This is a genomic window from Streptomyces sp. NPDC059373, from assembly GCF_042751495.1.
In the GTDB taxonomy this organism is placed as follows: domain Bacteria; phylum Actinomycetota; class Actinomycetes; order Streptomycetales; family Streptomycetaceae; genus Actinacidiphila.
Map to the genome: position 1 here is coordinate 14,486 of NZ_JBHYXC010000050.1, position 22,969 is coordinate 37,454.

28 protein-coding genes and 1 riboswitch are annotated in these 22,969 nt (G+C 70.8%); of the genes, 14 read left to right on the forward strand and 14 right to left on the reverse strand.

Going from position 1 to position 22,969, the window contains the following annotated elements; all coding sequences use genetic code 11:
• Nucleotides 1–71: 71 nt before the first annotated feature.
• From ACFXJ5_RS36475 to ACFXJ5_RS36490, 4 genes are all read left to right on the forward strand, one after another.
• Complete coding sequence (locus ACFXJ5_RS36475; protein ID WP_384641191.1) at nt 72–1,028, forward strand: cytochrome c oxidase assembly protein; 957 nt, start codon at nt 72–74, stop codon at nt 1,026–1,028.
• Between the two features lie 29 nt (nt 1,029–1,057).
• Nucleotides 1,058–2,104, forward strand: coding sequence for a hypothetical protein (locus ACFXJ5_RS36480; protein WP_384641194.1), 1,047 nt, complete (start codon nt 1,058–1,060; stop codon nt 2,102–2,104).
• 97 nt (nt 2,105–2,201) lie between these two features.
• Entirely contained in the window at nt 2,202–2,363 is a 162-nt protein-coding gene (locus ACFXJ5_RS36485; RefSeq protein WP_384641197.1) for a hypothetical protein, read from the forward strand.
• Nucleotides 2,364–2,481: 118 nt separating this feature from the next.
• On the forward strand, nt 2,482–3,213 hold the full coding sequence (locus ACFXJ5_RS36490) for a lysophospholipid acyltransferase family protein (protein ID WP_384641200.1): 732 nt from the start codon (nt 2,482–2,484) through the stop codon (nt 3,211–3,213).
• On the opposite strand, the gene ACFXJ5_RS36495 is transcribed toward ACFXJ5_RS36490, so the two are convergent.
• The gene (locus ACFXJ5_RS36495; RefSeq protein WP_384641203.1) at nt 3,203–3,325 is read right to left on the reverse strand and encodes an MFS transporter small subunit; all 123 of its coding nucleotides are present in this window, start codon (nt 3,323–3,325) and stop codon (nt 3,203–3,205) included. The genes ACFXJ5_RS36490 and ACFXJ5_RS36495 overlap by 11 nt on opposite strands.
• Complete coding sequence (locus tag ACFXJ5_RS36500) at nt 3,322–4,716, reverse strand: L-lactate MFS transporter (protein WP_384641206.1); 1,395 nt, start codon at nt 4,714–4,716, stop codon at nt 3,322–3,324. Before ACFXJ5_RS36500 ends, ACFXJ5_RS36495 begins: the two co-directional genes overlap by 4 nt.
• A 133-nt stretch (nt 4,717–4,849) precedes the next feature.
• Between ACFXJ5_RS36500 and ACFXJ5_RS36505 the strand changes: the two genes are divergently transcribed.
• The 4 genes from ACFXJ5_RS36505 to ACFXJ5_RS36520 all read left to right on the forward strand — a co-directional run bounded on the left by ACFXJ5_RS36505 (nt 4,850) and on the right by ACFXJ5_RS36520 (nt 8,450).
• Entirely contained in the window at nt 4,850–6,562 is a 1,713-nt protein-coding gene (locus ACFXJ5_RS36505) for an L-lactate permease (protein WP_384641209.1), read from the forward strand.
• Between the two features lie 81 nt (nt 6,563–6,643).
• The gene (locus ACFXJ5_RS36510; protein ID WP_384641212.1) at nt 6,644–7,717 is read left to right on the forward strand and encodes an NAD-dependent epimerase/dehydratase family protein; all 1,074 of its coding nucleotides are present in this window, start codon (nt 6,644–6,646) and stop codon (nt 7,715–7,717) included.
• Between the two features lie 33 nt (nt 7,718–7,750).
• The gene (locus tag ACFXJ5_RS36515) at nt 7,751–8,053 is read left to right on the forward strand and encodes an ArsR/SmtB family transcription factor (protein WP_384641215.1); all 303 of its coding nucleotides are present in this window, start codon (nt 7,751–7,753) and stop codon (nt 8,051–8,053) included.
• A gap of 13 nt (nt 8,054–8,066) precedes the next feature.
• Entirely contained in the window at nt 8,067–8,450 is a 384-nt protein-coding gene (locus tag ACFXJ5_RS36520) for a cupin domain-containing protein (protein WP_384641218.1), read from the forward strand.
• 6 nt (nt 8,451–8,456) lie between these two features.
• On the opposite strand, the gene ACFXJ5_RS36525 is transcribed toward ACFXJ5_RS36520, so the two are convergent.
• Entirely contained in the window at nt 8,457–9,065 is a 609-nt protein-coding gene (locus ACFXJ5_RS36525; RefSeq protein WP_384641221.1) for a helix-turn-helix domain-containing protein, read from the reverse strand.
• A gap of 112 nt (nt 9,066–9,177) precedes the next feature.
• On the opposite strand from ACFXJ5_RS36525, the gene ACFXJ5_RS36530 reads away from it, so the two are divergent.
• Entirely contained in the window at nt 9,178–10,230 is a 1,053-nt protein-coding gene (locus ACFXJ5_RS36530) for an isopenicillin N synthase family dioxygenase (RefSeq protein WP_384641224.1), read from the forward strand.
• Between the two features lie 34 nt (nt 10,231–10,264).
• Here ACFXJ5_RS36530 and ACFXJ5_RS36535 read toward each other — a convergent pair whose 3' ends face one another.
• The 3 genes from ACFXJ5_RS36535 to ACFXJ5_RS36545 all read right to left on the reverse strand — a co-directional run bounded on the left by ACFXJ5_RS36535 (nt 10,265) and on the right by ACFXJ5_RS36545 (nt 13,550).
• Entirely contained in the window at nt 10,265–10,963 is a 699-nt protein-coding gene (locus ACFXJ5_RS36535) for an alpha/beta fold hydrolase (RefSeq protein ID WP_384641227.1), read from the reverse strand.
• Nucleotides 10,964–11,128: 165 nt separating this feature from the next.
• A complete protein-coding gene (locus ACFXJ5_RS36540) occupies nt 11,129–12,706 on the reverse strand; it encodes an alpha/beta hydrolase (protein WP_384641230.1) in 1,578 nt (525 codons plus the stop codon).
• Nucleotides 12,707–12,803: 97 nt separating this feature from the next.
• On the reverse strand, nt 12,804–13,550 hold the full coding sequence (locus tag ACFXJ5_RS36545) for a CTP synthase C-terminal region-related (seleno)protein (RefSeq protein WP_384641233.1): 747 nt from the start codon (nt 13,548–13,550) through the stop codon (nt 12,804–12,806).
• 77 nt (nt 13,551–13,627) lie between these two features.
• Here ACFXJ5_RS36545 and ACFXJ5_RS36550 point away from each other — a divergent pair, with 77 nt between their 5' ends.
• Both ACFXJ5_RS36550 and ACFXJ5_RS36555 read left to right on the forward strand, forming a co-directional pair.
• Nucleotides 13,628–14,506 carry a LysR family transcriptional regulator gene (locus tag ACFXJ5_RS36550; RefSeq protein WP_384641236.1) on the forward strand — a complete coding sequence of 293 codons (879 nt, stop codon included), beginning with the start codon at nt 13,628–13,630 and terminating at the stop codon, nt 14,504–14,506.
• Between the two features lie 427 nt (nt 14,507–14,933).
• Nucleotides 14,934–15,236 (forward strand): antibiotic biosynthesis monooxygenase family protein, encoded by a 303-nt coding sequence (locus ACFXJ5_RS36555; RefSeq protein WP_384641240.1) that lies wholly within the window; start codon nt 14,934–14,936, stop codon nt 15,234–15,236.
• A 48-nt stretch (nt 15,237–15,284) separates the two neighbouring features.
• On the opposite strand, the gene ACFXJ5_RS36560 is transcribed toward ACFXJ5_RS36555, so the two are convergent.
• The 8 genes from ACFXJ5_RS36560 to ACFXJ5_RS36595 all read right to left on the reverse strand — a co-directional run bounded on the left by ACFXJ5_RS36560 (nt 15,285) and on the right by ACFXJ5_RS36595 (nt 20,898).
• Nucleotides 15,285–15,731, reverse strand: coding sequence for a type II toxin-antitoxin system PemK/MazF family toxin (locus tag ACFXJ5_RS36560; RefSeq protein ID WP_384641243.1), 447 nt, complete (start codon nt 15,729–15,731; stop codon nt 15,285–15,287).
• Entirely contained in the window at nt 15,728–16,486 is a 759-nt protein-coding gene (locus ACFXJ5_RS36565) for an urease accessory protein UreD (RefSeq protein ID WP_384641246.1), read from the reverse strand. Before ACFXJ5_RS36565 ends, ACFXJ5_RS36560 begins: the two co-directional genes overlap by 4 nt.
• Nucleotides 16,483–17,181 carry an urease accessory protein UreG gene (gene ureG, locus ACFXJ5_RS36570; protein WP_384641249.1) on the reverse strand — a complete coding sequence of 233 codons (699 nt, stop codon included), beginning with the start codon at nt 17,179–17,181 and terminating at the stop codon, nt 16,483–16,485. The genes ACFXJ5_RS36565 and ureG overlap by 4 nt, the downstream gene beginning before the upstream one ends.
• Before the next feature lie 19 nt (nt 17,182–17,200).
• The gene (locus tag ACFXJ5_RS36575) at nt 17,201–17,986 is read right to left on the reverse strand and encodes an urease accessory protein UreF (RefSeq protein ID WP_384641294.1); all 786 of its coding nucleotides are present in this window, start codon (nt 17,984–17,986) and stop codon (nt 17,201–17,203) included.
• A gap of 91 nt (nt 17,987–18,077) precedes the next feature.
• Nucleotides 18,078–19,799, reverse strand: coding sequence for an urease subunit alpha (locus tag ACFXJ5_RS36580; protein ID WP_384641251.1), 1,722 nt, complete (start codon nt 19,797–19,799; stop codon nt 18,078–18,080).
• The gene (locus tag ACFXJ5_RS36585; protein ID WP_127355888.1) at nt 19,792–20,103 is read right to left on the reverse strand and encodes an urease subunit beta; all 312 of its coding nucleotides are present in this window, start codon (nt 20,101–20,103) and stop codon (nt 19,792–19,794) included. Before ACFXJ5_RS36585 ends, ACFXJ5_RS36580 begins: the two co-directional genes overlap by 8 nt.
• A gap of 12 nt (nt 20,104–20,115) precedes the next feature.
• The gene (locus ACFXJ5_RS36590) at nt 20,116–20,418 is read right to left on the reverse strand and encodes an urease subunit gamma (protein WP_384641254.1); all 303 of its coding nucleotides are present in this window, start codon (nt 20,416–20,418) and stop codon (nt 20,116–20,118) included.
• 186 nt (nt 20,419–20,604) lie between these two features.
• The gene (locus tag ACFXJ5_RS36595) at nt 20,605–20,898 is read right to left on the reverse strand and encodes a type II toxin-antitoxin system Phd/YefM family antitoxin (RefSeq protein ID WP_384641257.1); all 294 of its coding nucleotides are present in this window, start codon (nt 20,896–20,898) and stop codon (nt 20,605–20,607) included.
• Between the two features lie 58 nt (nt 20,899–20,956).
• On the opposite strand from ACFXJ5_RS36595, the gene ACFXJ5_RS36600 reads away from it, so the two are divergent.
• The 3 genes from ACFXJ5_RS36600 (at nt 20,957) to ACFXJ5_RS36610 (ending at nt 22,843) form a co-directional block, all read left to right on the forward strand.
• Nucleotides 20,957–21,571, forward strand: a complete 615-nt coding sequence (locus tag ACFXJ5_RS36600) for an ATP-dependent Clp protease proteolytic subunit (RefSeq protein ID WP_384641260.1) — start codon at nt 20,957–20,959, stop codon at nt 21,569–21,571.
• A gap of 5 nt (nt 21,572–21,576) precedes the next feature.
• Nucleotides 21,577–21,882 (forward strand): hypothetical protein, encoded by a 306-nt coding sequence (locus ACFXJ5_RS36605; RefSeq protein WP_384641263.1) that lies wholly within the window; start codon nt 21,577–21,579, stop codon nt 21,880–21,882.
• A 324-nt stretch (nt 21,883–22,206) separates the two neighbouring features.
• Nucleotides 22,207–22,366, forward strand: a riboswitch (cyclic di-AMP (ydaO/yuaA leader).
• Between the two features lie 3 nt (nt 22,367–22,369).
• The gene (locus tag ACFXJ5_RS36610) at nt 22,370–22,843 is read left to right on the forward strand and encodes a C40 family peptidase (protein WP_384641266.1); all 474 of its coding nucleotides are present in this window, start codon (nt 22,370–22,372) and stop codon (nt 22,841–22,843) included.
• Nucleotides 22,844–22,969: the final 126 nt, after the last annotated feature.

Consider the following 22,969-nt stretch of genomic DNA (forward strand, 5'->3'; position numbering starts at 1 on the left):
CCCGCCGCCGCCCCGGCTGCGGGGCGGCTTTAGTCTGGTGCGGGCAGTACGCACGACATGGAGAGTGACGGATGGACCACGGCGGACACGGCACGATGACGGACTTGCCGCCGTTCACGCTGGGGCGCGGGCTGGAGCTCAGCGGGGATCCGGTCTTCATGGTGGGGTGTCTGCTGGCGCTTGCGCTGTACGGCTGGGGTGTGGTGCGACTGCTCCGGCGCGGGGACCGCTGGCCGGTGGGGCGGATCATCGCCTTCACGGCGGGGGTGATGACGGTCGCCCTGATGATGTGCACTGCGCTGAACGACTACGGCATGGTCATGTTCAGCGTCCACATGGTGCAGCACATGGTCATCAGCATGGTCTCCCCCATCCTGATCCTGCTGGGTGCGCCGGTGACGCTCGCGCTGCGCGCGCTCCCGGCGTCGGGGCGGGGACACCGCAAGGGGCCGCGCGAGTTGCTGGTGGCGGTGCTGCACAGCCGGTACATGAAGGTGATCTCGCATCCGGCGTTCACGATCCCGCTGTTCATCGCGAGCCTGTACGCGCTGTACTTCAGCCCGCTCTTCGACTTCCTGATGGGCAGCAGGGCCGGGCACATCGCGATGATGCTGCACTTCCTGGCGGTGGGCCTGGTGTTCTTCTGGCCGATCATGGGGGTGGATCCGGGGCCGAACCGGCCGGGCTACATCATGCGCATGCTGGAGCTGTTCGCGGGGATGCCGTTCCACGCGTTCTTCGGGATCGCGCTGATGATGGCGAGCGAGCCGATGGTGACCACCTTCCTGCACCCGCCGGCCTCGCTGGGCATCGATCCGCTGGACGACCAGACGGCGGCCGGCGGCATCGCGTGGGCGTTCAGTGAGATCCCGTCCGTGATCGTTCTGGTGGCCCTGCTGTTCCAGTGGTACATGTCCGAGCAGCGGCACGCCCGGCGCAAGGACCGGGCGGCGGACCGCGACGGTGACGCCGAGCTGGTCGCCTACAACGCGTACTTGGCATCCTTGGAAGCACGCGGCCGCGGCTGAGCGGTCGTTGACAGCAGGGAGGCCCCGCGATGGGCGACGACCAGGTGCGGATATCGGGTGCGGCGCTGGAGCTGCCCGGTGGAGTGACGGTGCGGTTCATGCGGACGCTGCGGCTGCCGGAGACCGGCACCCATCCACTGCCACCCGGCCTGGGGACCTTCCCGCTGCGCAGGGTGGCCGACTACCCGGACCGGGCTCCCGCCGAGTGGCTGGCGCGGGGCGGGGTGATGCTGCCGGTCTATCAGCGCGAGGCGATGTGGCTGAGCTTCTCCGCGACGGCTCCGGCCGCGTTGCAGGTGGGGGTCGGCAAGGTGTGCGCGGTGTCGGGGAGACCGTGGAGCGACCGGCTGTCGCGGGAGCCGCAGAACTACGTGGTGCTGCCGCGCCAGCCGTGGCTGGACGGCATCAACTCCGGTTCGGGCACGATCCGGCAGTTCGTGGCGGTGCCGCTGGGGCTGGGCGCGACGGTCGAGGGCCAGGTCTCCGGCGAGGAGGTCTGGGGCGGGGTGCAGCTGCAGGTCTTCGAGCTCGGGGACGAACCGCTGGCCGCCTGGCGGGCCGAGCAGCGGCGGCGCAGCGTACGGCACCGGGGGCCGTGGGGGGTGGCGGGCGACGAGACGGCGTACGGCGCCGCGATGCCGATGGCTGCCGCACCGGCCGGGCCGGCCGGGCCGTCGCGCGGTCTGCCGCGGCCGGCGCCCGCGATGGGCCTGGGCGCGGGGGGCCGTATGCGGCAGGAGGTCTACCGGGACGACCGCCCGCTGTCCGACTGGCGGGAGCGCGCCTCGGGCCGGGTCTTCGTCCATCTGGCGACCGCCCCGCAGTGGCGGCAGATCACCGGCGAGGCGCCGCCGACGTCGCCGGTGGACCGGGCGGCGTACACCGCGGCGGGTCTGCCGTGGTTCGACTACTACGACGCCGACGCGGAGGATCTGCCGGCGGCCGGGCCGCTGACGGGGGTCAAGCCGGTCGGTGACTGGCTGGGCGACGACGAGCAGCCCTGGGCGGAAACGCAGCCCGGCCAGGTCCACAAGCTCAAGGACAACGGCGGTCAGGTCACCGACGGCGACTGGTAGGCGAGGCAGTCTCCCGCTGCACGGCAGTGGCGCCCGGGCGCGCGGAGGGCGACCATGGAAGCCCGGTGGCCCGGTGGCCGCGGGGAGGAGGGCACCCATGCAGCCGACGGCGAAGGCAATGGCGGTATGCACCATGGCATGCCTGGTGGCGGTCAGCGCGTACACCGTGGCGCTCGGTGCGGACGGCTGGCTGTGGTTCGCGTGGGTGGTGCTGGGGGTCGCGACGGCCGGCGTACTCGCGATCAAGGTGCCGCGCTGAGCCGCCCGGCACACGGCGGACCCGCAGGGCCCCGTCGCGTCAACCTGGTTCACGCACTACTGTGCCCGTCAGCGTGGGCGGGGCGTACTCCCGCAACGATCAGGGGAAGGCGCCTGCCATGTTCTACCGCGTGCTGAAGTACGTGCTGCTCGGGCCACTGCTGCGGCTGCTGTTCCGGCCCAGGATCGAGGGGCTGGAGAACATCCCGGACGAGGGCGCGGCGATCGTCGCGGGCAACCACCTGTCGTTCTCCGACCACTTCCTGATGCCGGCGATCCTGCCGCGCCGGATCACCTTCCTGGCCAAGCAGGAGTACTTCACCGGTCCCGGCATCAAGGGCCGGCTGGTCGCGGCGTTCTTCCGCAGCGCCGGCCAGATCCCGGTGGACCGCTCGGGCGGCAAGGCCGGCGAGAACGCGCTCCGGGAGGGCCTGGGGGTGCTGGGGCGCGGTGAACTGCTGGGCATCTACCCGGAAGGCACCCGATCGCACGACGGGCGGCTCTACAAGGGGCGGGTCGGGGTCGCGAAGATGGCGCTGGGGGCGCAGGTGCCGGTGATCCCGTGCGCGATGGTGGGCACCTTCGAGATCCAGCCGGCGGGGCGGCTCGTCCCCCGGATCCGGCGGGTGACGATCCGCTTCGGCAAGCCGCTGGAGTTCTCGCGGTTCTCCGGGATGGACGGCGAGCGCTTCGTGGTGCGGTCGGTCACCGACGAGATCATGTACGCGATCCTCGGCATGTCCGGCCAGGAGTACGTCGACCGCTACGCCACGGACGTCAAGGCGGAGCAGGCCAAGGCCGCAAAAGCCAAGGCGGCCAAGGCCAAGCCCAAGGGCCGGGTCAGCCACTGAAGAGCTTGGCGACCTTCAGGCCCAGCTCGTACAGGCCGTAGGCGAAGGGCAGGCCGACCCAGAGCCAGGCCAGCGCGATCAGCGGGCGGCGGTCCTTGACGGGGGTGCTCATGCGGCGGCCCCTCCTTCGGTGGCGGCGGCGCGGGCGGGCGCGTCGGGGGCGGTCGGCTCGTGGAAGCGGGGGCTGACGGGCCGTACGAGTTCGTTGGCGGCGAAGCCGACGACCAGCAGGCCGACCATGATGTAGACGGACACGGTGTAGAGCGCTGGGCCCGTGCGGCCGGCCGACTTCTGGGCGTCGGCGACGGCGTTGACGATGAGCGGGCCGAGGACGCCGGCGGTGGACCAGGCGGTGAGCAGCCGGCCGTGGATGGCGCCGACCTGGTAGGTGCCGAAGAGGTCCTTGAGATAGGCGGGGATGGTGGCGAACCCGCCGCCGTAGAAGGACAGGATGAGCATCGTGCAGATGATGAAGAGCGGCTTGGACGCGTTGCCCGCTATCGCGATGACGAGGTAACTGAGGGCGCCCGCGCCGAGGTAGAGGCGGTAGATGTTCTTGCGGCCGATCAGGTCGGAGGTGCTGGACCACACGAAGCGGCCCGCCATGTTGGCGAGCGAGAGCACGGCGACGAAGCCGGCGGCCGCCGATACGCCGACGGGCGCCGAGGTGCCGGAGAAGAAGTCCGTCACCATGGGGGCGGCCTTCTCCAGGATGCCGATGCCGGCGGTGACGTTGCAGCACAGCAGCACCCACAGGCACCAGAACTGCGGCGTACGGATGGCGTTGCGGGCTGACACGTCGGCGCCGCTGATCAGGGGGCGCACGGTGGAGGGGGCCGGTGCGGTCCACCCTGCGGGCTTCCAGCCGTCCGGCGGTACGCGCACCAGCAGTACGCCCAGCGACATGAAGACGGCGTACACGAGCCCGTGGACGAGGAAGGACTGCGCGATGCCGGAGGAGTCGGAGCCGAAGGACTTCAGCATCTGGGCGGACCAGGGCGAGGCGATGAGCGCCCCGCCGCCGAAGCCCATGATGGCGATGCCGGTCGCCATGCCCGGCCGGTCGGGGAACCACTTGATGAGCGTGGAGACCGGCGAGATGTAGCCGATGCCCAGCCCGATCCCGCCGACGAAGCCGTAGCCGAGGACGACCAGCCAGTACTGGCGGGTGGCGGCGCCGAGTGAGGCGATCAGGAAGCCGGAGGAGAAGCAGATCAGCGACACGCACATCGCCCAGCGCGGGCCGTTGCGCTCGACGAGGGTGCCGCCGAAGGCGGCGGACAGGCCGAGCATGACGATGGCGAGCTGGAAGGGCAGGGCGCTGAGGGTGCCCGACAGGTGGAGCGAGGTCTCCAGCGGCGGCTTGAAGACGCTCCAGGCGTAGGCCTGCCCGATCGCGAGGTGGATGGACAGCGCGGCGGGCGGCACCAGCCAGCGGCTCCAGCCCGGCGGGGCCACGCTCCGGGAACGGTCGAGGACATCGGGAACGGCCCAAGAAGTCATCTGTGCCTCCGCATTGACGTGCCCGGCATGCGGAAGCAGTATTCCGGGACGGGTGCGCGGGCGTCGAGGGTTTTCGCGGCGATCTTGTGTCAATCATGTGTCATGACTTCCTCAAATGAGAGGGATGGTTGGCGTGTACGAGCAAGTGCTCAACCCCGTCGGCGGATCGGCGTTCTGGTCGTCGGTGGTCGCGGCCCTGCCCCTGCTGGCGGTGTTCGTCCTGCTCGGCAGCGGACGGTTGCGCGCCCACTGGACCGCGCTCGCCGGGCTCGCGGTCGCCCTGGTCCTCGCCACCTGGGTCTACGGGATGCCCGCCGGACAGGCGGTGTCGGCGGCCCTGGAGGGCGCGGCCTTCGGGCTCTTCCCGATCATGTGGATCGTGGTCAACGCCCTGTGGATCTACCGGATGACCGTGAACAGCGGCCACTTCGACGTACTGCGCCGCTCCTTCGGCAGGGTCTCCGACGACCAGCGCCTTCAGGCCGTCGTCATCGCCTTCTGCTTCGGCGCCCTCCTCGAGGCACTGGCCGGCTTCGGCACCCCCGTCGCCGTCACCTCGGTCATGCTCATCGCCGTCGGCTTCACCCCGCTGCGCGCGGCCGTGGTCGCGCTGGTCGCCAACACCGCGCCGGTCGCGTACGGGGCCATCGCCACGCCCGTCATCACGTTGTCCAATGTCACCGGCTACTCGGTGCGCGACCTCGGCGCCACGATCGGGCGGCAGACTCCGGTGCTCGCGGTGCTGGTGCCGCTGGTCCTGGTCTTCATCGTGGACGGGCGGCGCGGGCTGCGGGAGACCTGGCAGCCCGCGCTGCTGGGCGGGTTGGTCTTCGGCATCGCCCAGTTCGCGTGTGCTTCGTACGGGCCTGTCGAGCTCACCGACATCGTTGCCGCGCTCGCCTCTGCGGCGGTGCTGGTCGGCTGGACCCGGTTGCCGCACGCACGGCGTGCCCGGGTGGCGGCCGCCGACGAGCCACCGGCCACCGACGGCGGCGGTGCGGACGGGGATTCGGACGCGGACGCGGATACGGATGGAGATGCGGACGCGGATACGGATGCGGGCGCCACGCTCACCACGGTCCGGGCCACGGCACCGGTGACCGACGCTCCCGCCGAGGTCGTACGTGCCTATGCCCCGTACGCCGCGATCATCGCCGTCTTCTCCGTCGCCCAGATACCGGCGGTGAAGGAGCTGCTGGCCAAGGGCGTGCACGCCTTCGCGTGGCCGGGGCTGCATGTGGTCAACGCGTCCGGCAAGCCGGTCAGCTTCAGCACGTACAACGTCAACTGGCTGCCGGCCGGGGGCACTCTGCTCCTCCTGGCCGGGGTGATCTCGGCGGTCGTCCTGGGCGTCCGCCCGGGCCCGGCCGTGCGGGCCTACGGTGCGAACCTGCGGCAGCTGGCCCCCGCCATCGCCACGGTGGCGTGCGTGCTGGGGCTCGCGTATGTGATGAACCTGTCCGGGCAGACGGCCACCATCGGCCACGCCCTAGCGAGCGCGACCGTGATCCTGGCGGTGCTCTCCCCCGTGCTCGGCTGGATCGGCACCGCGATCACCGGGTCCGACACCTCGTCCAACGCCCTGTTCGGCACCCTGCAGGTGACGGCCGCGAAGGGCGCCGGCCTGTCCCCCACGCTGCTGGCGGCCGCGAACAGCTCGGGCGGCGTCCTGGGCAAGATGGTCTCCCCGCAGAACCTGGCGATCGTGGCCGCGGCGGCCCATCTGCACGGCCAGGAGGGGCGTATCTTCCGCCGCGTGGTCGGCTACAGCGCCGGGATGCTCGCCTTCCTCTGCCTGCTGGTGTGGCTGCAGTCCACGGCCGCGCTGTCCTGGATGCTGCCCTGACCGGCACTTTGCGCTGACGGCGGATCAGCGCAGGGCGAACGTCGCTGGGAGCAGGCGGTGATCGCCCGTAGCGTCCGGACCATGACAGAGACAGCGGGCTCAGCAGGTGCGGCAGGATCGGCATTCGTGATCGGTGCGACCGGGCAGATCGGGCGGGCGGCGGTGCGCGCCCTCGCCGAGGACGGATGGCAGGTGCGGGCGGCCTCGCGCGGCGGGGGCGCCGACGAGGACTGGCCGGAGGGCGTACGGAGCGTACGCGTGGACCGGGCGGACAGCGAAGCGCTCGTGGCCGCGCTCGGCGACGGCTGCGATGTGCTGCTGGACTGCGTCGCGTACGACGCGGGCCACGCCCAGCAACTGCTGGGCCTTGCGGACCGGATCGGCTCGGCGGTCGTGATCTCCAGCGCGGCGGTGTACCAGGACGAGCGCGGCCGCAGCTTCGACACCCAGGACGAGCCCGACGGCTTCCCCGCCTACCCGGACCCGGTCCCGGAGACCTACGGGACCGTGGCACCCGGCGATCTCAGCTACGGCACGAAGAAGGTCGCCCTGGAGCGGGAGCTTCTGGCCGCGGGCGACCGGCTGCCCAGCACGCTGCTGCGGGCCGGGGCGATCCACGGACGCCACAGCCCGATGCTCCGCGAGATGTACTTCATCAAGCGGGCGCTCGACAAGCGGCCGGTGCAGGTGCTCGCCTTCAACGGCGAGAGCCGCTTCAGCCCGGCGCACACCTCGAACATCGCCGAACTGGTGCGCCTCGCGGCCCGCAAGCCGGGCTCGCGAGTGCTCAACGCCGTCGACCCGCACACCCCGTCGGTGGCGGAGATCGCGGCGGCCGTCGGCCTGGTGCTCGGGTACGCGTGCGAGACGGTCCTGGTGGAGGGCGAGCCGCCGGCGCCAGGTGTCGGGTCCTCGCCGTGGTCGGTCCCCCGGCCCGCGGTGTTCGACATGGCGGCCGCCGAGCGGGAGTTGGGGTACCGGGCGGTGACGACGTACGAGGACTCGCTCCCGGACACCATCGGCTGGACCCTCGACGCGCTGCGCGAGCGCGACTGGCGTGAGGTCTTCCCGACGCTGGCCCGGATCTACGGCGAGGGCGACCACGACATCTTCGACTACGCGGCCGAGGACCGCTGGCTCGCCGGGCGCCCTTGACATCCGTATAGGCACTTAGCAAACTCGCTAATCGTGCTGCGCGTCGATGTACTCAAAGCCCTCGCCAGCGAGCGCCGGCTGCAGATCCTGGAATGGCTCAAGGACCCGGTCCGCCACTTCCCGCCGCAGACCGACGGCGACCTGGTGCGCGACGGGGTGTGCGGGCTCTTCATCGCCGAGAAGCTCGGCGTGAGCCAGCCGGTCGCGGGCGAGCATCTGAAGGCCCTGTCGCGCGCCGGGCTGATCCACGGGACCCGCATCAGGCAGTGGGTCTTCTACCGGCGTGACGAGGACCGTATCGACGAGGTCCGGCGCGCGATCCACGACGAGTTGTAGGCGGGGAGCAGATATGGGCGAGCACGACGAGCACGACACCCACGACAAGCTGAACATCAGCGCCGTGATGGACGCGGTGCCGGAGAAGTGGCTCCCCCACGTCCTCGCGGAGGTCAACGACTACGACGTCAAGGTCGCCAACGTCGAGGGCGACTTCGTGGAGCATGTCCACGCGGACACCGACGAGTTCTTTCTCGTCCTCGCCGGACGGCTGCGCCTGGAGCTGCCCGACGGCACCGTGACGCTCGATCCGCTGGACGTCTACACGGTGCCCAGGGGCACCCCGCACCGCCCGCGCGCCGACCGGGGTACCCGGATCCTGATGTTCGAGCCCCGCGGCACGGTCAACGCCGGGGACGGGAACGAGGGGACCACGGGCGTCCGGCTCGACGGCTAGGACCTTTCAGGTCGCTCGGCGTTTGCCGCCTTCGGGGTGGGCGATCACGAACAGCACGTGGGCGGGCTGGTTCTCGACGAGCAGCCAACGGTGACGGATGCCGGCGGGATGGGCGATGAGGTCGCGCGGGCCGAGTCGCCAGGTGCCCTCGCCCTCGACTTCGACGTCGAGGGCCCCGCTGACGAGGTACACGGCGAGTTCGCCCTCGAGTTGAAACCACTCCTGGATGTACTGGCCGGGCTCGATGACGTATTCGATGACTTCGAGACTTTTGCCGGGGTCCATCATGAGGGCTCGGCCGACGGCCGCGCCCTCGCGGTCGGCGACGGGCAGCGTCCGGCCCTCGACGGCCGGCACGAAGGTGACGGGGGACGTGCGCTCCATAGGCGGCAGGAGCGCGCCCGGGACGACCTCGAGTGCTTCGGCGAGTCGGTACGTGGTGGCCATCGAGGGCGCGCTGAGTCCGCGTTCGATCTGGCTCAGGAACGCCTGGCTGATGCCGGCGGCCTTGGCCAACTGCCGCGTTGACAGCCCGGCCTTTTCGCGCAGGGCCCGGATCCCGGCCCCCACCCGCGCCGCCAGGTGCTTCTCGGCCGGGTCTGCGCTCTGCGTCATTTAACCCACCTGCAATGAGAATCGATCACTCTGGACACTCAAAGATCCCTCAATTGAATAGTCAAAGCAATCGGGCAGTGGCCTGCAGTCGGCTCGGAGGACAGGAAGACTCATGGCAACCGCGGAAACGACCAACGGCATCCTGAACATCCCGACCATCGACATCACTCCCTTCGTCGAGGACAGCGCCGACGAGCAGGCCCGCGCGGCGGTCGCCCGCGCCGTCGACGAGGCGGCCCGGACGGTCGGATTCCTGCAGATCGTCGGGCATGGCGTCCCCGACACCGTCAGGGAGGCGCTCACCGCGGCCACCGACGAGTTCTTCGGCCTCGACCTGGCGGCCAAGAGGCGCTACGTCTGTCCCCCGCACATCAACCGTGGCTACAGCCCTCCCAAGTCGGAGTCCGTGGCCTCCAGCCTCGGCCTCAGCACCGCGGCCGACCTCTTCGAGTCATTCAACGTCGGCGTCCCGGCCGCCGCTCACCCCGGGCTGGACCTGCCTCCCCAGGAGTACGCGGCCAACCACTACCCCGCCGAAGTCCCGTCCATGGAGCCGGCTGTCAGCGCGTGGTTCGCCGAGGCGGGCCGTGTCGCCCGCACCATGACCCGCATCTTCGCCGTCGCCCTCGGCCTGCCCGCGGACCACTTCGACCGGTACACCGACCACTCGATCGACGTCCTCCGTATGATCAACTACCGCCTCCCCTCGGCAGACACGGTCCTTGAACCCGACCAGGCCGGCATGGGAGCACACACCGACTACGGCATCGTCACCGTGCTCTGGGCCGATCAGGTACCCGGCCTGGAGATCCTCGGTTCGGACAGTACGTGGCATCCCGTACAACCCGCCGACGGCGCCCTGCTGGTCAACCTCGGTGACGCACTGGCCCGTTGGACCAACGACGAGTGGATCTCCACCATGCACCGCGTCGCTCCGCCACGGGTGGACGGAGAACTCGTCCCCCGCCGATCCGCCGCCTTCTTCCACGACGGCAACGTCGAAGCCGTCATCGAGTGTCTCGATGTCTGCACCAGCCCGTCCAAACCGGCCAGGTACGTCCCCGTCACCGTCGGCGCGCACCTCGCCGCCAAACTCGCGGGGTCCCGCGCCGGGGTACCCAACCCCAACGCGGGCCACGAGGCGGCACGACTGATCACCACCTGATTCCGCTGCCTGAGTCCGCTGCCTGCGCACGGGATCAGAGCCATCCGTCGAGGCCGGCGAGGAAGGCGTCGAGGTCGTCGCGGTGGATGCAGTGGCCGACGTCCTGCACCACCCGCACTTCCAGGCCTCGGTTCCGCAGGTCCTCTACGTTCGTCGGGCCGTGGCGCAGGAAGCTCTCGGAGGCGAGCTGCACGAGTGACGGCGAGCGCGGCTGGTCGGGGACCGGGTCGGCGGCGGCGATGAGCTTCGCGCCTTCGATGGTCTCGGGATCCCACAGCCGCAGCGTCGCGATCTCGACGTCGACATCCGTGGGGTCCCAGCGCGGGTTCATCGCGGTGATCTGTTCGCGGGTGGCCGACTTGAACCGCGCGAACACCGACAGGTCGAGCAGCGGCTCGGCGTTCACCGTCTGCCATGGCGGATCGCAGTAGACCGCCCGGACGGGCGCCAGCCGGTCGGCGGCCAGGGCCAGCGCGACCGCGCCGAGAGAGTGCCCGATCGCCAGATCGGGGGTGGTCGGCACCGTGTCGAGCAGGTCCTCGGCCCACTCCTGCGGACTGTACGAGCCCCGGGGGCTGTGGCCGTGGCCGCGCAGGTCGACCGCGATCACGCGGTAGCCATGGTCGACGAGCCGGGGCGCGACCCTGTGCCAGGTGCGGGAATCGGACATGATGCCGTGAATGAGAACCGCGATCCGGTCGCCCGTTCCCCATTCCCGGGTGTGCAGCTTCATCAGGGACTCCTTGGCCATGCCCGGTACTGCCGTGGTTGTTGCACGTGCCACTGACACGTGTAGGCATTGTGCCCCGTGTCGTACCGGCACCAGGCAGTGCGCGGACGGTCCCGCACCCCGGGGTTGCGGGGTGGGGGTCCCGGGGTGGTGCGCAGGCGCCCTGGGTCAGCTCGTGGCCGGCACCGGGGCGGCGTGGGCGGCGCATTCGACGTCGTGGCCGTCGAGGGTGCCGCTGAGGAGGTAGGAGTCGACGCGGTCGTTGATGCAGGGGTTGACGAGGCCGGTGACGCCGTGGGAGCCGGCGTCCTTCTCGGTGATCAGCTCGGAACCCTGGAGGCGGTGGTGGAGTTCGACGCCGCCGGAGTAGGGGGTGGCTGCGTCGCGGGTGCTCTGGACGATGAGGACCTTCGGCAGGCCGTGGTGGGTGCGCACGTCCACCGGGGTCTGCTGGGGGACGCCCCAGGTGGCGCAGGGGAGGTTCATCCAGGCGTTGGGCCAGGTGAGGAAGGGGTACTGGGCGTTGAGCGCGGTGTTGTCGCGGTCCCACTTCCGCCAGCTGGTCGGCCACTTGGAGTCGGTGCACTCGACGGCGGTGTAGACGGCGTTGCCGTTCTCCGAGGAGATGTTGCCCGCGGTGTCGGCCATGTCGGGGCCGGCCGCGTCGACGAGGGCCTGGGTGTCACCGGCGAGGTACTTGCTCCACACTCCGGCCACGGTGGCCCAGGAGGAGTCGTAGTACGGGGCGCTCTGGAAGAAGCCCAGCAGCTCCGCCGGGCCGACGACGCCGCCGATGGGGTTCTGCTTCGCGGTGGCGCGGAGCGCGTCCCACTGGGCCTGTACTTTCTCGGGCGTGTCGCCGATGTGGTAGACGGAGTCGTACGTGGCGACCCACGCCTTCCAGTCGTCCCAGCGACCCTGGAAGGCCACGTCCTGGTCCAGGTTGTTCTGGTACCAGATCTGGTCCCGGGCCGGGTTGACGACGCTGTCGACGATCATCCGGCGTACGTGCGTCGGGAACAGCGTGGCGTAGACGGCACCGAGGTAGGTCCCGTACGACACGCCGAGGTAGTTGAGCTTCTTCTCGCCGAGCGCGGCGCGGATGACGTCGATGTCGCGGGCGGTGTTCGCCGTGGTCATCTGGGACAGCATGGCGGCGCCGGTGCGCTCGACGCAGCCCTGCGCGTACTCCTTGGCGAGCTTGCGCTGCGCCGCCTTGTCGGACTCGCTGTCCGGGACGGGGTCGGCCTTGGGGGCCTTGACGAACTCCTGCGGGTCCTCGCAGGAGATGGGCGCGGAGTGGCCGACGCCACGCGGGTCGAAGCCCACGAAGTCGTACGCCTTGGCCACGTTCGTCCAGAGCGCGCTCTTGGTGGTGACCCGGCGCGGGAAGCGCATCCCCGAGCCGCCGGGGCCGCCGGGGTTGTAGATGAGGGAGCCCTGGCGGTCGGCCGAGGTCCCGGTGTTGCCGATGCGGTCGACCGCGATCTTGATCGACTTGCCGTTGGGCTTGGCGTAGTTGACCGGGACGGTGACGTAGCCGCACTGGATGGGCGCTTCGAACCCCCAGTCGGCGGGACACGCGGCCCAGTCGATGCCCGCCTTCGCGGCGCGGGCCGCGGCGATCTGCTCCCCGTGCGCCTCGGCCCGGCCGCCTGGTACGCGGTCCCCGGCCGTGGCCGTCGTCGGTGCGGCCACGGCAACGGCGCCCGCTATGAGGGCGCTTGTGACGCCCAGCACTGTCATGCGTCTCACGATGTGGTTTTCCCCCTGCTGTAGTGCCGCTTGTGGCGGCAGTGATCGCAGAACTGCAAGGGGATCTTTTCGTACAGGTATTTCTTAATCAACCCACAGGCTCGGCCCAACTTCCGGCCGCCGCATGCTCGACCGCCGCTTCGGCGAGGCCGCGGATGAACGGGTGCGGGACGGAACCGTCGCCGGACAGCTCCGGCTGGAAGAGGGTGGCCAGGAAGAAGGGGTGGTCGGGGAGTTCGAGGATGCGCGGTTCACCGTCGGCGTCGTGGCCGGTGAAACGCAGGCCCCTGGCCTGGAGGTCGTCCAGGCGGGCGGGGTTGGGGCCGTAGGCGCAGTGGTAGCGCTCCAGCGACTCGGTCGCGCCGAGCAGCCGCTGCGCGCGGGTGCCCGGTGTGATGTGGAGAGCGCCCTCATGGCCGACGAGGGAGCAGGAGAGCGGGACGATCACGAGGTCGTCGGCCGCCGCGTCGGGGTCGTTCTCGGCGTGCCGGGCATGGGTGGCGCCGCAGACGTTCCGGGCGAATTCGAGGATGACGTGCTGGAAGCCGCCGCAGGTGCCCAGGAGCGGGACGCCGCCCTCGCGGGCCGTGCGGATGGCGGCGAGTACGCCGGCCTCACTGCGGTACGGACTGCCGGGCAGCAGCCAGACGCCGTCGAAGCCGTCGACGGCGCCGGGCTGTTCGGCGTCCTCGGTGGGGAGCCAGTACGCGTCCAGGACCAGGCCCTCGCGATGGCGCAGGGCTTCCAGGAGCAGCGGGACGCGCTGGTGGGAGCGGACGTTCTCGGAGCGGTCGCCGACGAGGGCGAGGCGGGCGGCGGGGCCTTGAGCGGTCATGTGCTCATCCTGGAGCCCCGTTGTGCATCAGGTCCAACGATGATGCGTGCACTCTCCATCAGGAATACTTATCGCCCATGGATCCGCATCTGCTCCGCACCTTCAGCGCCGTGGCGCGCTGCGCCTCCTTCTCGGGTGCCGCACGGGAGCTGGGCTACACCCAGTCGGCTGTCTCCCAGCACGTCGCCGCACTGGAGGCCGACCTCGGCGTCGAGCTGCTGAGCCGTCGCCCCGTCGCGCCAACGGAGGCCGGAGCGCGGCTCCTCGAGCACGCCGGACCACTCTTGCTGCGGCTGGAGGCGGCGCGCGCCGAGGTCGTACGGGCCGGGCGCGCCCCTGCCGCGTCGGTGGTGCTCGGCGCCTCGCCGCTGGCCATGGGCGACCTGGTCGCCTCGGCGCTGGCGCGGCTGCGGGTGTCCGCGCCGCGTACGGAGGTGACCGTTCGGGTTCTTGACCGCGCCGCGGTGGTGGCGGGGGTCGCCACCGGCCGGTTGGACCTGGGAGTGGTGGACGGAGCGGCCGCGCCGAGCGATCCGCTGCGGCTGCCGGAGGTGGGGCCGCTGCACGCGCTGCGGTGCGGGGAGGAGGAACTGGTGGTCGCGGTGCCGGACGGCCATCCGCTGGCGGGGCGGCGGGGTGGTGGTGTTCGGCTCGAGAGCCTCGCCGCCGGGCTGTGGCTTGACGCGCCGGAGACCACGGTGCCGCCTTCGGGGGCGGGCGCTTTCCGGATCTCGGTGCGTTATGAGGGCACCGACCTGCGCGCGTTGCTGGGACTGGTGCGGGCCGGGCACGGGCTGGCGTTGCTGCCGGCGTCGGTGGTCGGGACGGCGGGTGGAGTGGTGGGGGTGGCGGTGTCCGCCCCGCGGCTGGCGCACCGGACGGAGCTGCTGCATCGGAGCAGTCCGGGTGAGGCGGTCCGTGCGCTCATCGGGCTGCTCGTCCCGGAAACACCGTGAACATCGCAGTCACGGAACGCACACAGAGCGCAACCGGAAAAAGCGGCCGAATAACGGCCGCCTTCATGTATTCACTCGATTGGCTCTCACGTTTTGCGCCGACCGGGTGAGTGCATGACGATCGAATGGACAACGGAACCCGGGGGTAATTGCTCTCAGAAGTAGCAGAGCGCAATTCCCCTGACCGAAAGATCTGGCCGAACGGTCCCGCGGTTCCGCACTCTATTGGCATGCGCCCGGCCACCGGCCGCAGCGAGGGTGGATCCCGATCGGCTCACGCTGCGGGCGACCGGCAGGCTCTGTCCGGCATCAGCCGGTGGTCCCTTCCGGTCGGGGCGACAGCTTGACTGTAACCCCCCGGCTCACCCCGCGCATCCGCTTCCTCCCCCACAGTCACTGCCGTGTCGTCACGGCGACTGGAGGATCCATGAACAGTTCGTCCAAGACACGCGTCATCCTGCAGATGCGGCTCCACGAAGGCATGGGGGACACATACGCCGCCGCGTACGATCTCGTGCAGAACAAAATCGCCAGGGCAGAGGGATTCATCAGCTCCCAGCTCTGCAAGTCCGTGAAGGACCCCGACAGCTGGATTGTCATCAGCGAATGGCAGACCCTCGAGCATTACCGCGTCTTCGTCGACAGCGAGGATTTCAAGGCACAACGCGCCCCTATGCGCGAATGTGTGCTGCACGGAGAGTCGTCGCAGTACGCAGTCGTGTCGGAATGAGGGGTCCGGACCCCGGCCGGCGCCTGGCCGGGGTCCGGGCATGTCCGCTCAGCGCCAGCCGTAGCGGTCCTTGAGGCGGTTCGCGACCAGGTTGAAGCGGCCGCGGTCGAGGGCGCAGGCTTCGCGGCGCATGCCGTCGGGGTGGACGCGCAGGACGCGGTCGAGGTTGACCCAGGAGGGGCGGCCGGTGCGGTCCCAGGGACCGATGCCGATGGGCTGCCATTCCTGGTCGTCGTTGTGCTCCTTGCTGGAGAGCTGGACGGCCAGGAGGGTGCCGTGTGCCTCACGGGCGACGACGAGGACGGGGCGGTCCTTGCCGCGGCCGTCGTTCTCCTCGAAGGGGACCCAGGTCCAGACGATTTCGCCGGGGTCGGGGTCGCCGTCGTGGGCGGGGGCGTACTCCATGCGGACGGAGCCGACGCGGTCCGGGTCGGCTTCCGTGGTGGCGGCGGGGCCTTGGCGTCCGGGGGAATCGCTGTTGATCGTATTGGTCACGGGGCAACGCTAGCCGACAGCAGCCGGCGCAGCCGCAGTCCGTCCGGGGCAACGGCGGTGACGAGGGCGGCGGGACCGGCGAGCGGGGTCAACACGGCCTCGCCTTCGGCCTGGTCGGAGCTGAGAATCCGGGGCTCGACCGGCTTGTCGGCGTACTCGGGGTCCACGACGAGGAGTTGGCCGGCGGCGCGGTGGCCGTGCAGCACGGCGGGTCCCGCCCAGCCGGGGACGGCGGGTCCGAAGGACAGCTCCTGGTCGAGCAGCGGGCGGCCGGCCAGCCGCACGGTGAGGCGGGTGGTGAGGCGGCCGGGGTGTTCCCCGGAGCGGCCGAGGATCTGCTCCTCGCGCAGGACGAGCCGGGCGCCGGGGGCGAGTTCGACGGTGGTGGTCATCCGGAGGTCGCTGCCCTCGGCGGCGATCAGCGGCTCGGGCAGCCAGTGGAGTACGGCGTCGTCCCCGACCGTCAGCCGTACGTCGTAGTGGGCCTGCTCGCCCGTCCGGCCCGGCAGCGACACCGTGGCCGCCGCGGTGCCGACGCGCAGGGCGGCGCCGGGCTCGACCACGGCCTCGATGGCGAGCCGGTCGCCGCCGAGCGGGGCGCTCATCGCGCCGACCACAGTGACGTGGGCCTCGGGTCCGGCGGAGCGCGTACGGCGCAGCGCGAGGGGGCCGTCGCCGGTGAGGAGCGGCAGGGCGGTGCCGCCGCGGCCGTCGGGGGCGGCGGTGATGCGGGCGGTGGCGTGGACTCCGGTCACGCGGGGACCGCGGTCCAGGCGGTGAGCCGCTCGTGGATCCAGTCGGAGACGGGCGTGACGCCGCCCTCGGCGACGAGCGAGGTGAAGGCCACGGGGAGGTCGCCGCGCTGGGCCTTGGCGTCGCGGGCCATGCGCTCCAGGTCGGAGCCGACGTAGGGGGCGAGGTCGGTCTTGTTGATGACGAGCAGGTCGGCGGTGGTGACGCCGGGTCCGCCCTTGCGGGGGATGTCGTCGCCGCCGGCGACGTCGATGACGAAGATCTGGGCGTCGACCAGGCCCTTGGAGAAGGTGGCGGTGAGGTTGTCGCCGCCGGACTCGACGAGGATCAGGTCGAGCGGGCCGACGGTGTCCTCCAGGTCTTCCACGGCTTCGAGGTTGGCGGAGATGTCGTCCCGGATGGCGGTGTGCGGGCAGGCGCCGGTCTCGACGGCGCTGATCCGCTCGGGGGGCAGGACGGCGTTGCGCAGCAGGTACTCGGCGTCCTCGCGGGTGTAGATGTCGTTGGTGACGACGGCGATGGACAGCCGGTCGCGCAGGGCGCGGCACAGCGCGGCGACGGTGGCGGTCTTGCCGGAGCCGACCGGGCCGCCGAGGCCGACACGGAGCGCTCTGCGGGTTCCGTCGGGGCGGGTCGCGGGGCTGCCGTAGGTGTAGCGCTCGGGGTAGTCGTGATCGTGGTCGTGGTCGAGGTGCATGGTCGGCTCCGGTGTGGTGTTACGAGGCGAAGAGGCGTACGGGCCAGGTGGCGTGCTGCTCCGCGTAGATGTCGATGAGGGGGGCGGAGGCGGCGGGCAGCGCGTCCACGCCCTCGTCCAGGGCTCGGAGCGCTGCCTCGGCGGCCTGCGCCGCCACGTCGTCCAGGTCGGGGGTCAGCCGGGCGAGGACGGCGGTCACCGCGAAGGGGTCCAGGCTCAGCAGGCGTACGGCGGCGGTCGCCGGGCCCGTCACGGCTTCGTACGCGGCCGCGTGGGCGGCGTCCAGTGGTGTGAGCCCTGCGGCGCGGGCGGTGAGGCCGAGCACGACGGGCTGGTGGGCGCCCCGGGGGCGGGCGGCGGCGAGCGCGTCGAGTTCGGGTGAGGGCCAGGCGGCGCGGGCCGCGCGGGTCAGCTGCCGGCCGAGCTTGCGGGCGGTCGTACGGAGGGAGGGCGACGGGGTGCGGGCGTCGGCTGCCTCGTCCAGGAGGAGCGGGTCGAGCCCGGCGGTCGCGGCGGCGGCCAGTGCCGCCGCGACCAGTCCTGAGGTGTGCAGCCTGCCACGGCAGAAGGCCTCGAGCGTGCCCGGGCCGGTGATCCGGCCGGCCTTGACGGCTGCTTCGGCTCCGCCGGAGTGGGCGTGGCCGCCGGCTGGGAAGCGGCCGTCGGCCAGAACCAGGAGCGCCGCTCGGTTTGCCCGGGGTGCGCTCTGTTCGTGGCCCGGTCGGGGCCGCCACCGGGGAACTCCCCCAGCCCTGGCGGCTGGGGGTGCCCCCACCTCGGCGCTCGAACCGCTGGCAGTCCGCATCGGTGCCGTACGCCTGTTCTCGTCGCCTGTGGGGGCACCCCGGCGCACCCTCTCCGGTTGTTCGCGCGGCTGCGGCTCCATCTCACTCATGTCAGAACAGGAAGTAGCGCTGGGCCATGGGCAGTTCTGCGGCGGGGGCCGGTTCGATCACGTCGCCGTCGATGCGGACGGTGAAGGTGTCGGGGTCGACCTCGACGCGGGGCAGGGCGTGGTTCTCGCGCATGTCCGCCTTGGTGACCGCGCGCGTGTTCAGGATCGGCACGAATTTCTTGCTGAGCTTCAGCCTCTCAGGCAGACCGTCGTCCAGGGCTGTCTGTGTGACGAAGTTGAAGGAGTTGGAGCCCGGTGCTCGGCCGATGGCGCCGAACATGGGGCGCGGCATGACGGGCTGGGGGGTGGGGATGGAGGCGTTGGCGTCGCCCATCTGCGCGTAGGCGATCTGACCGCCCTTGATGACGAGCTGGGGCTTGACGCCGAAGAAGGCGGGGTCCCAGAGGACAAGGTCGGCGAGCTTTCCGGTGTCGATGGAGCCGATCTCGGCGTCGAGGCCCTGGGCGACCGCCGGGTTGATGGTGTATTTGGCGACATAGCGACGGGCCCGGAGGTTGTCGGCCCGGCCGTCGCCCGGCAGGGAGCCGCGACGCTTCTTCATGACGTGCGCGGTCTGCCAGGTGCGCAGGACGACCTCGCCGACCCGGCCCATGGCCTGGGAGTCGGAGGAGATGATCGAGATCGCGCCCATGTCGTGGAGGAAGTCCTCGGCGGCGATGGTCGAGGGCCGGATGCGGGACTCGGCGAAGGCGAGGTCCTCGGGGACGGCCGCGTTGAGGTGGTGGCAGACCATCAGCATGTCGAGGTGTTCGTCGAGGGTGTTGACGGTGTGCGGGCGCGTCGGATTGGTCGAGGACGGCAGGATGTTGGGCTGCGAGACGACGGTGATGATGTCGGGTGCGTGCCCGCCGCCCGCGCCTTCGGTGTGGTAGGCGTGGATGCCGCGTCCGGCGATGGCGGCGAGGGTGTCCTCGACGAAGCCGGCCTCGTTGAGGGTGTCGGTGTGGATGGCGAGCTGGGCGCCGGTGGCCTCGCAGACGTTCAGGCAGGCGTCGATGGCGGCCGGGGTGGAGCCCCAGTCCTCGTGGATCTTGAAGCCGAGGGCGCCGCCGCGCAGTTGGGCGTGCATCGACTCGGTGGAGACGGTGTTGCCCTTGCCGAGCAGGCCGAAGTTGACCGGGTAGTGCTCCAGTGCCTCGAACATCCGGGCCAGGTGCCAGGAGCCGGGGGTGATGGTGGTGGCCTTGGTGCCCTCGGCGGGGCCGGTGCCGCCGCCGACGATGGTGGTGATGCCGGCCGAGAGGGCCTCGTCGACGATGGTCGGCGAGATGAAGTGGACGTGGGCGTCGATCGCGCCGGCCGTGATGATCTTGCCGTTGCCGGCGATGATCTCGGTCTCGGGGCCGATGACCAGGTCCGGGTGGACGCCGTCCATCGTCTCGGGGTTGCCCGCCTTGCCGATGGCGGTGATACGGCCGTCGCGGATGCCGATGTCGGCCTTGACGATGCCCCAGTGGTCCAGGATGACCGCGCCGGTGATGACGGTGTCCGGGGTGCCCTCGGCGCGCGTGGCGCGGGACTGGCCCATGGACTCGCGGATGACCTTGCCGCCGCCGAACACGACTTCGTCGCCGGAGTTGCCGGGGCCGCCGGAGAGATCCTTCTCGACCTCGATCAGCAGGTTGGTGTCGGCAAGTCGTATACGGTCACCGGTGGTCGGCCCGAAAAGGTCGGCGTAGACAGCGCGAGACAGCTCAGTCATCGAGGGCACCTCCGGTCTCGCCACGGAGTCCCGCGACGACGCGTTCGCCGCCGAGCGGCACCAGGTCGACCTCGGCCGGGATGCCCGGCTCGAAGCGGACGGCGGTGCCGGCGGCGATGGCCAGGCGCTTGCCGCGGGCGGCGGCGCGGTCGAAGTCCAGGCCGGGGTTGGCCTCGGCGAAGTGGTAGTGGGAGCCGACCTGGATGGGGCGGTCGGCGGAGTTCAGGACGGTCAGGCGGGTGACCTGCTTGCCCTCGTTCAGGACGATCGGCTCGTCCGCGTAGAGGATCTCTCCCGGGATCATGTGCCGGCCCCCTCAGGCGATCGGGTCGTGGACGGTGACGAGCTTGGTGCCGTCGGGGAAGGTCGCCTCGACCTGGACGTCGTGGATGATCTCGGGGATGCCTTCCATGACGTCGGCACGGGTGAGGACCTTGCGGCCGGAGGCCATCAGCTCGGCGACGGTGCGGCCGTCGCGGGCGCCTTCGAGGATGTGCGAGGTGATGAGGGCGATGGCCTCGGGGTGGTTCAGCTTGAGTCCCCTGGCCCGGCGCTTCTCCGCCACGTCGGCGGCGACGTGGATGAGCAGTCGTTCCTGCTCGTGGGGAGTCAGTTGCATGGCCACACACCTCACTGTCGTCCCGCCGGGCGGACCCGCCGCGATGTCCTGACCGGCGGATCCTGGCTTCCGTTATCCGGAAGTCGCAGGTTAGTTCGGTGGCATTTCGGTGGCGTTAACTCGCGTTACGTGCCGTGACGCCCGTGAGGCGTACGTGACGGCCCGCGGCCGTCGCGGCGGGCCCCGTCAGGCTCCGTCGCGGCGGGCGTGCGTCGTTCCCCGGTGCTCGGCGGCGATGCCGAAGCGGCGGCGTTCGCCCGTGGCGGACGCCGGGGGGCGGACGGCGGAGACCGTGCTGATCACCTGCTCCTCCTCCGGGAGGTCCAGCTCCTGGAGTCGTTCCAGGTCAGCGGCCGACACGAGGGCGACGAGCGGCTTGCCGTGGCGGGTCACCACCACGCGTTCACCGCCGTAGACGACGCGGTTGATCAGTTCCGCGAGCTCGGCGCGGGCTTGTGTCACCGGGACTTCATAGGCCATGCTCCCCATCATAACGGGATGTACGTCCTGTACATTTTTTACAGATGGAGGTGCAGCGATGCTTCATCCGACCGCCCGCTACGTCCTGCCGGAGTTCAGCGAGCGCACGAGCAACGGGGTCCGCACCATGGATCCGTACTCCAAGCTCCTCCAGGAGCGCGTCATCATCCTGGGCACCCAGATCGACGACACGTCGGCCAACGATGTGATGGCCCAGCTCATCCACCTGGAGAGCTCTGCGCCCGAGCAGGACATCAACCTCTACATCAACTCGCCCGGCGGCTCCTTCACCGCGATGACCGCGATCTACGACACGATGCAGTTCGTGACGTGCGATGTCGCGACGGTCTGCATCGGCCAGGCCGCTTCGGCCGCCGCGGTGCTGCTCGCCGCAGGGGCGCCCGGCAAGCGGCTGGCGACTCCGGGGGCCCGAGTCCTGATCCACCAGCCGTCGTTCGGCGATGTGATCCAGGGTCAGACCACCGACCTGGAGATCCAGGCCCGCGAGATCGAGCGGATGCGCGAGCGGTTGGAGGCGCTTCTGGAGCGGCATACGGGCCAGGACATCGAGCGGATCCGCAAGGACATCGAGCGCGACACGTTCCTGAACGCGGAGGCCGCACTCGCGTACGGACTGGTCGACCAGATCACCCTCAGCCGCAAGACCGGGTGATCCGGGTGGTGCCGGAACTGCCGCCGCTGCCCGCGCTGACGAGGGCGGAGGGCGAGCTGATCGACGCCTACCTGGCGGTCGTCGACCTGCTGGGCAGGATCAACCCGGCCCGGGCCGCGGACACTTACAGCGGACTGCGCGCGGCGCAGGCGCTGGTGGCGCGGGCCACCGAACTGCGGGACGCGCTGACGCTGATGCACACCCGGGGCGAGAGCCAGTTGCACACGGCGACCCTGGACCGGGCCCTGCGGGTGCTGGACGGTGAGCGGCGCACGCGTCTGGTGGCCCTGCCGAACGATCCGCCGCACTGAGAGGGGCGCTGATGGACCATCCGCCGTCCCCCATTTGGAGTAGTGCGGCGTAGGTGGCAGGCATGGCAGGAGTTGCGCAGTGCGGCTCCCTGGTTCGCGTGGGACACCGCTGCGGGCCTGGTGCGGGGCTGCGTCAGGGTGGCCAACGAACTGCCGTTCAACGGAAGTCCACCCGAATAGGTGAGTCGTGAAGAGGCTCACATTCGACCGTTTCAGTTAGGTATTGGCCGCTTCGGTGGGTGAACATCCCTTCGACGACAAGCCCCGCCATCCCGGCGGGCGGTCCGGGCGGACGCCGAGTCCTGCCGCTGCCCGGATGCCAGGTCGACACGATTGCATTCGGCAGGAACGGAGGACCCAGGCACGACGGGGTCGCCGGTGAGAACCGGGCCGTCCCCTTGGGGTGAAGCCGCGTCAGCGGCCGGGCATCTTCGCCTGCCCGAACCCGACAGGTCATCCTTCGCAGGCGGACGACGAAGGGTTGCGCATGACTGCGCGAACAGGCGTGTCCGCACTTCTGTCCAGGGTGGGGGCCACCTCGGCTCTCACCGCCGCAGCGGTGGCCGGCCCGGCGGTGTTGCCAGGTCTCGCCTCGCAGGCGGACGCGGCGACACTCTCGATCAGGGCACTCGACATCGCCGCTTCGAAGAAGGGATCGCCCTACAAGTACGGAGCCGCCGGGCCGCACCGGTTCGACTGCTCCGGGCTCACCCTCTACTCGTACAAGAGGGCGGGCAAGAAACTGCCGCGTACGGCGGCGGCGCAGTACAACAAGTCCAAGCACATCTCCGCTTCGCACCGCAAGCGTGGTGACCTGGTGTTCTTCCACTACGGTCGGAGCGTCTACCACGTCGGTATCTACGCGGGTCACGGAAAGATCTGGCACTCCCCCAAGCCCGGCACGCGGGTGCGGCTGGAGAAGATCTGGACCCACAGTGTCTGGTACGGGCGGGTGAGCTGATGTGAGGTGAACCCGGGTGCGGGGGCCGGGCGGGCGGGGCCCCCCCCCCCCCCCCCCCCGAGCACACACGGCGGGCCCGCCGGGCCCCGGTAAGGGACCGGGGCGGCGCCGCGGATGGGGTGGTGA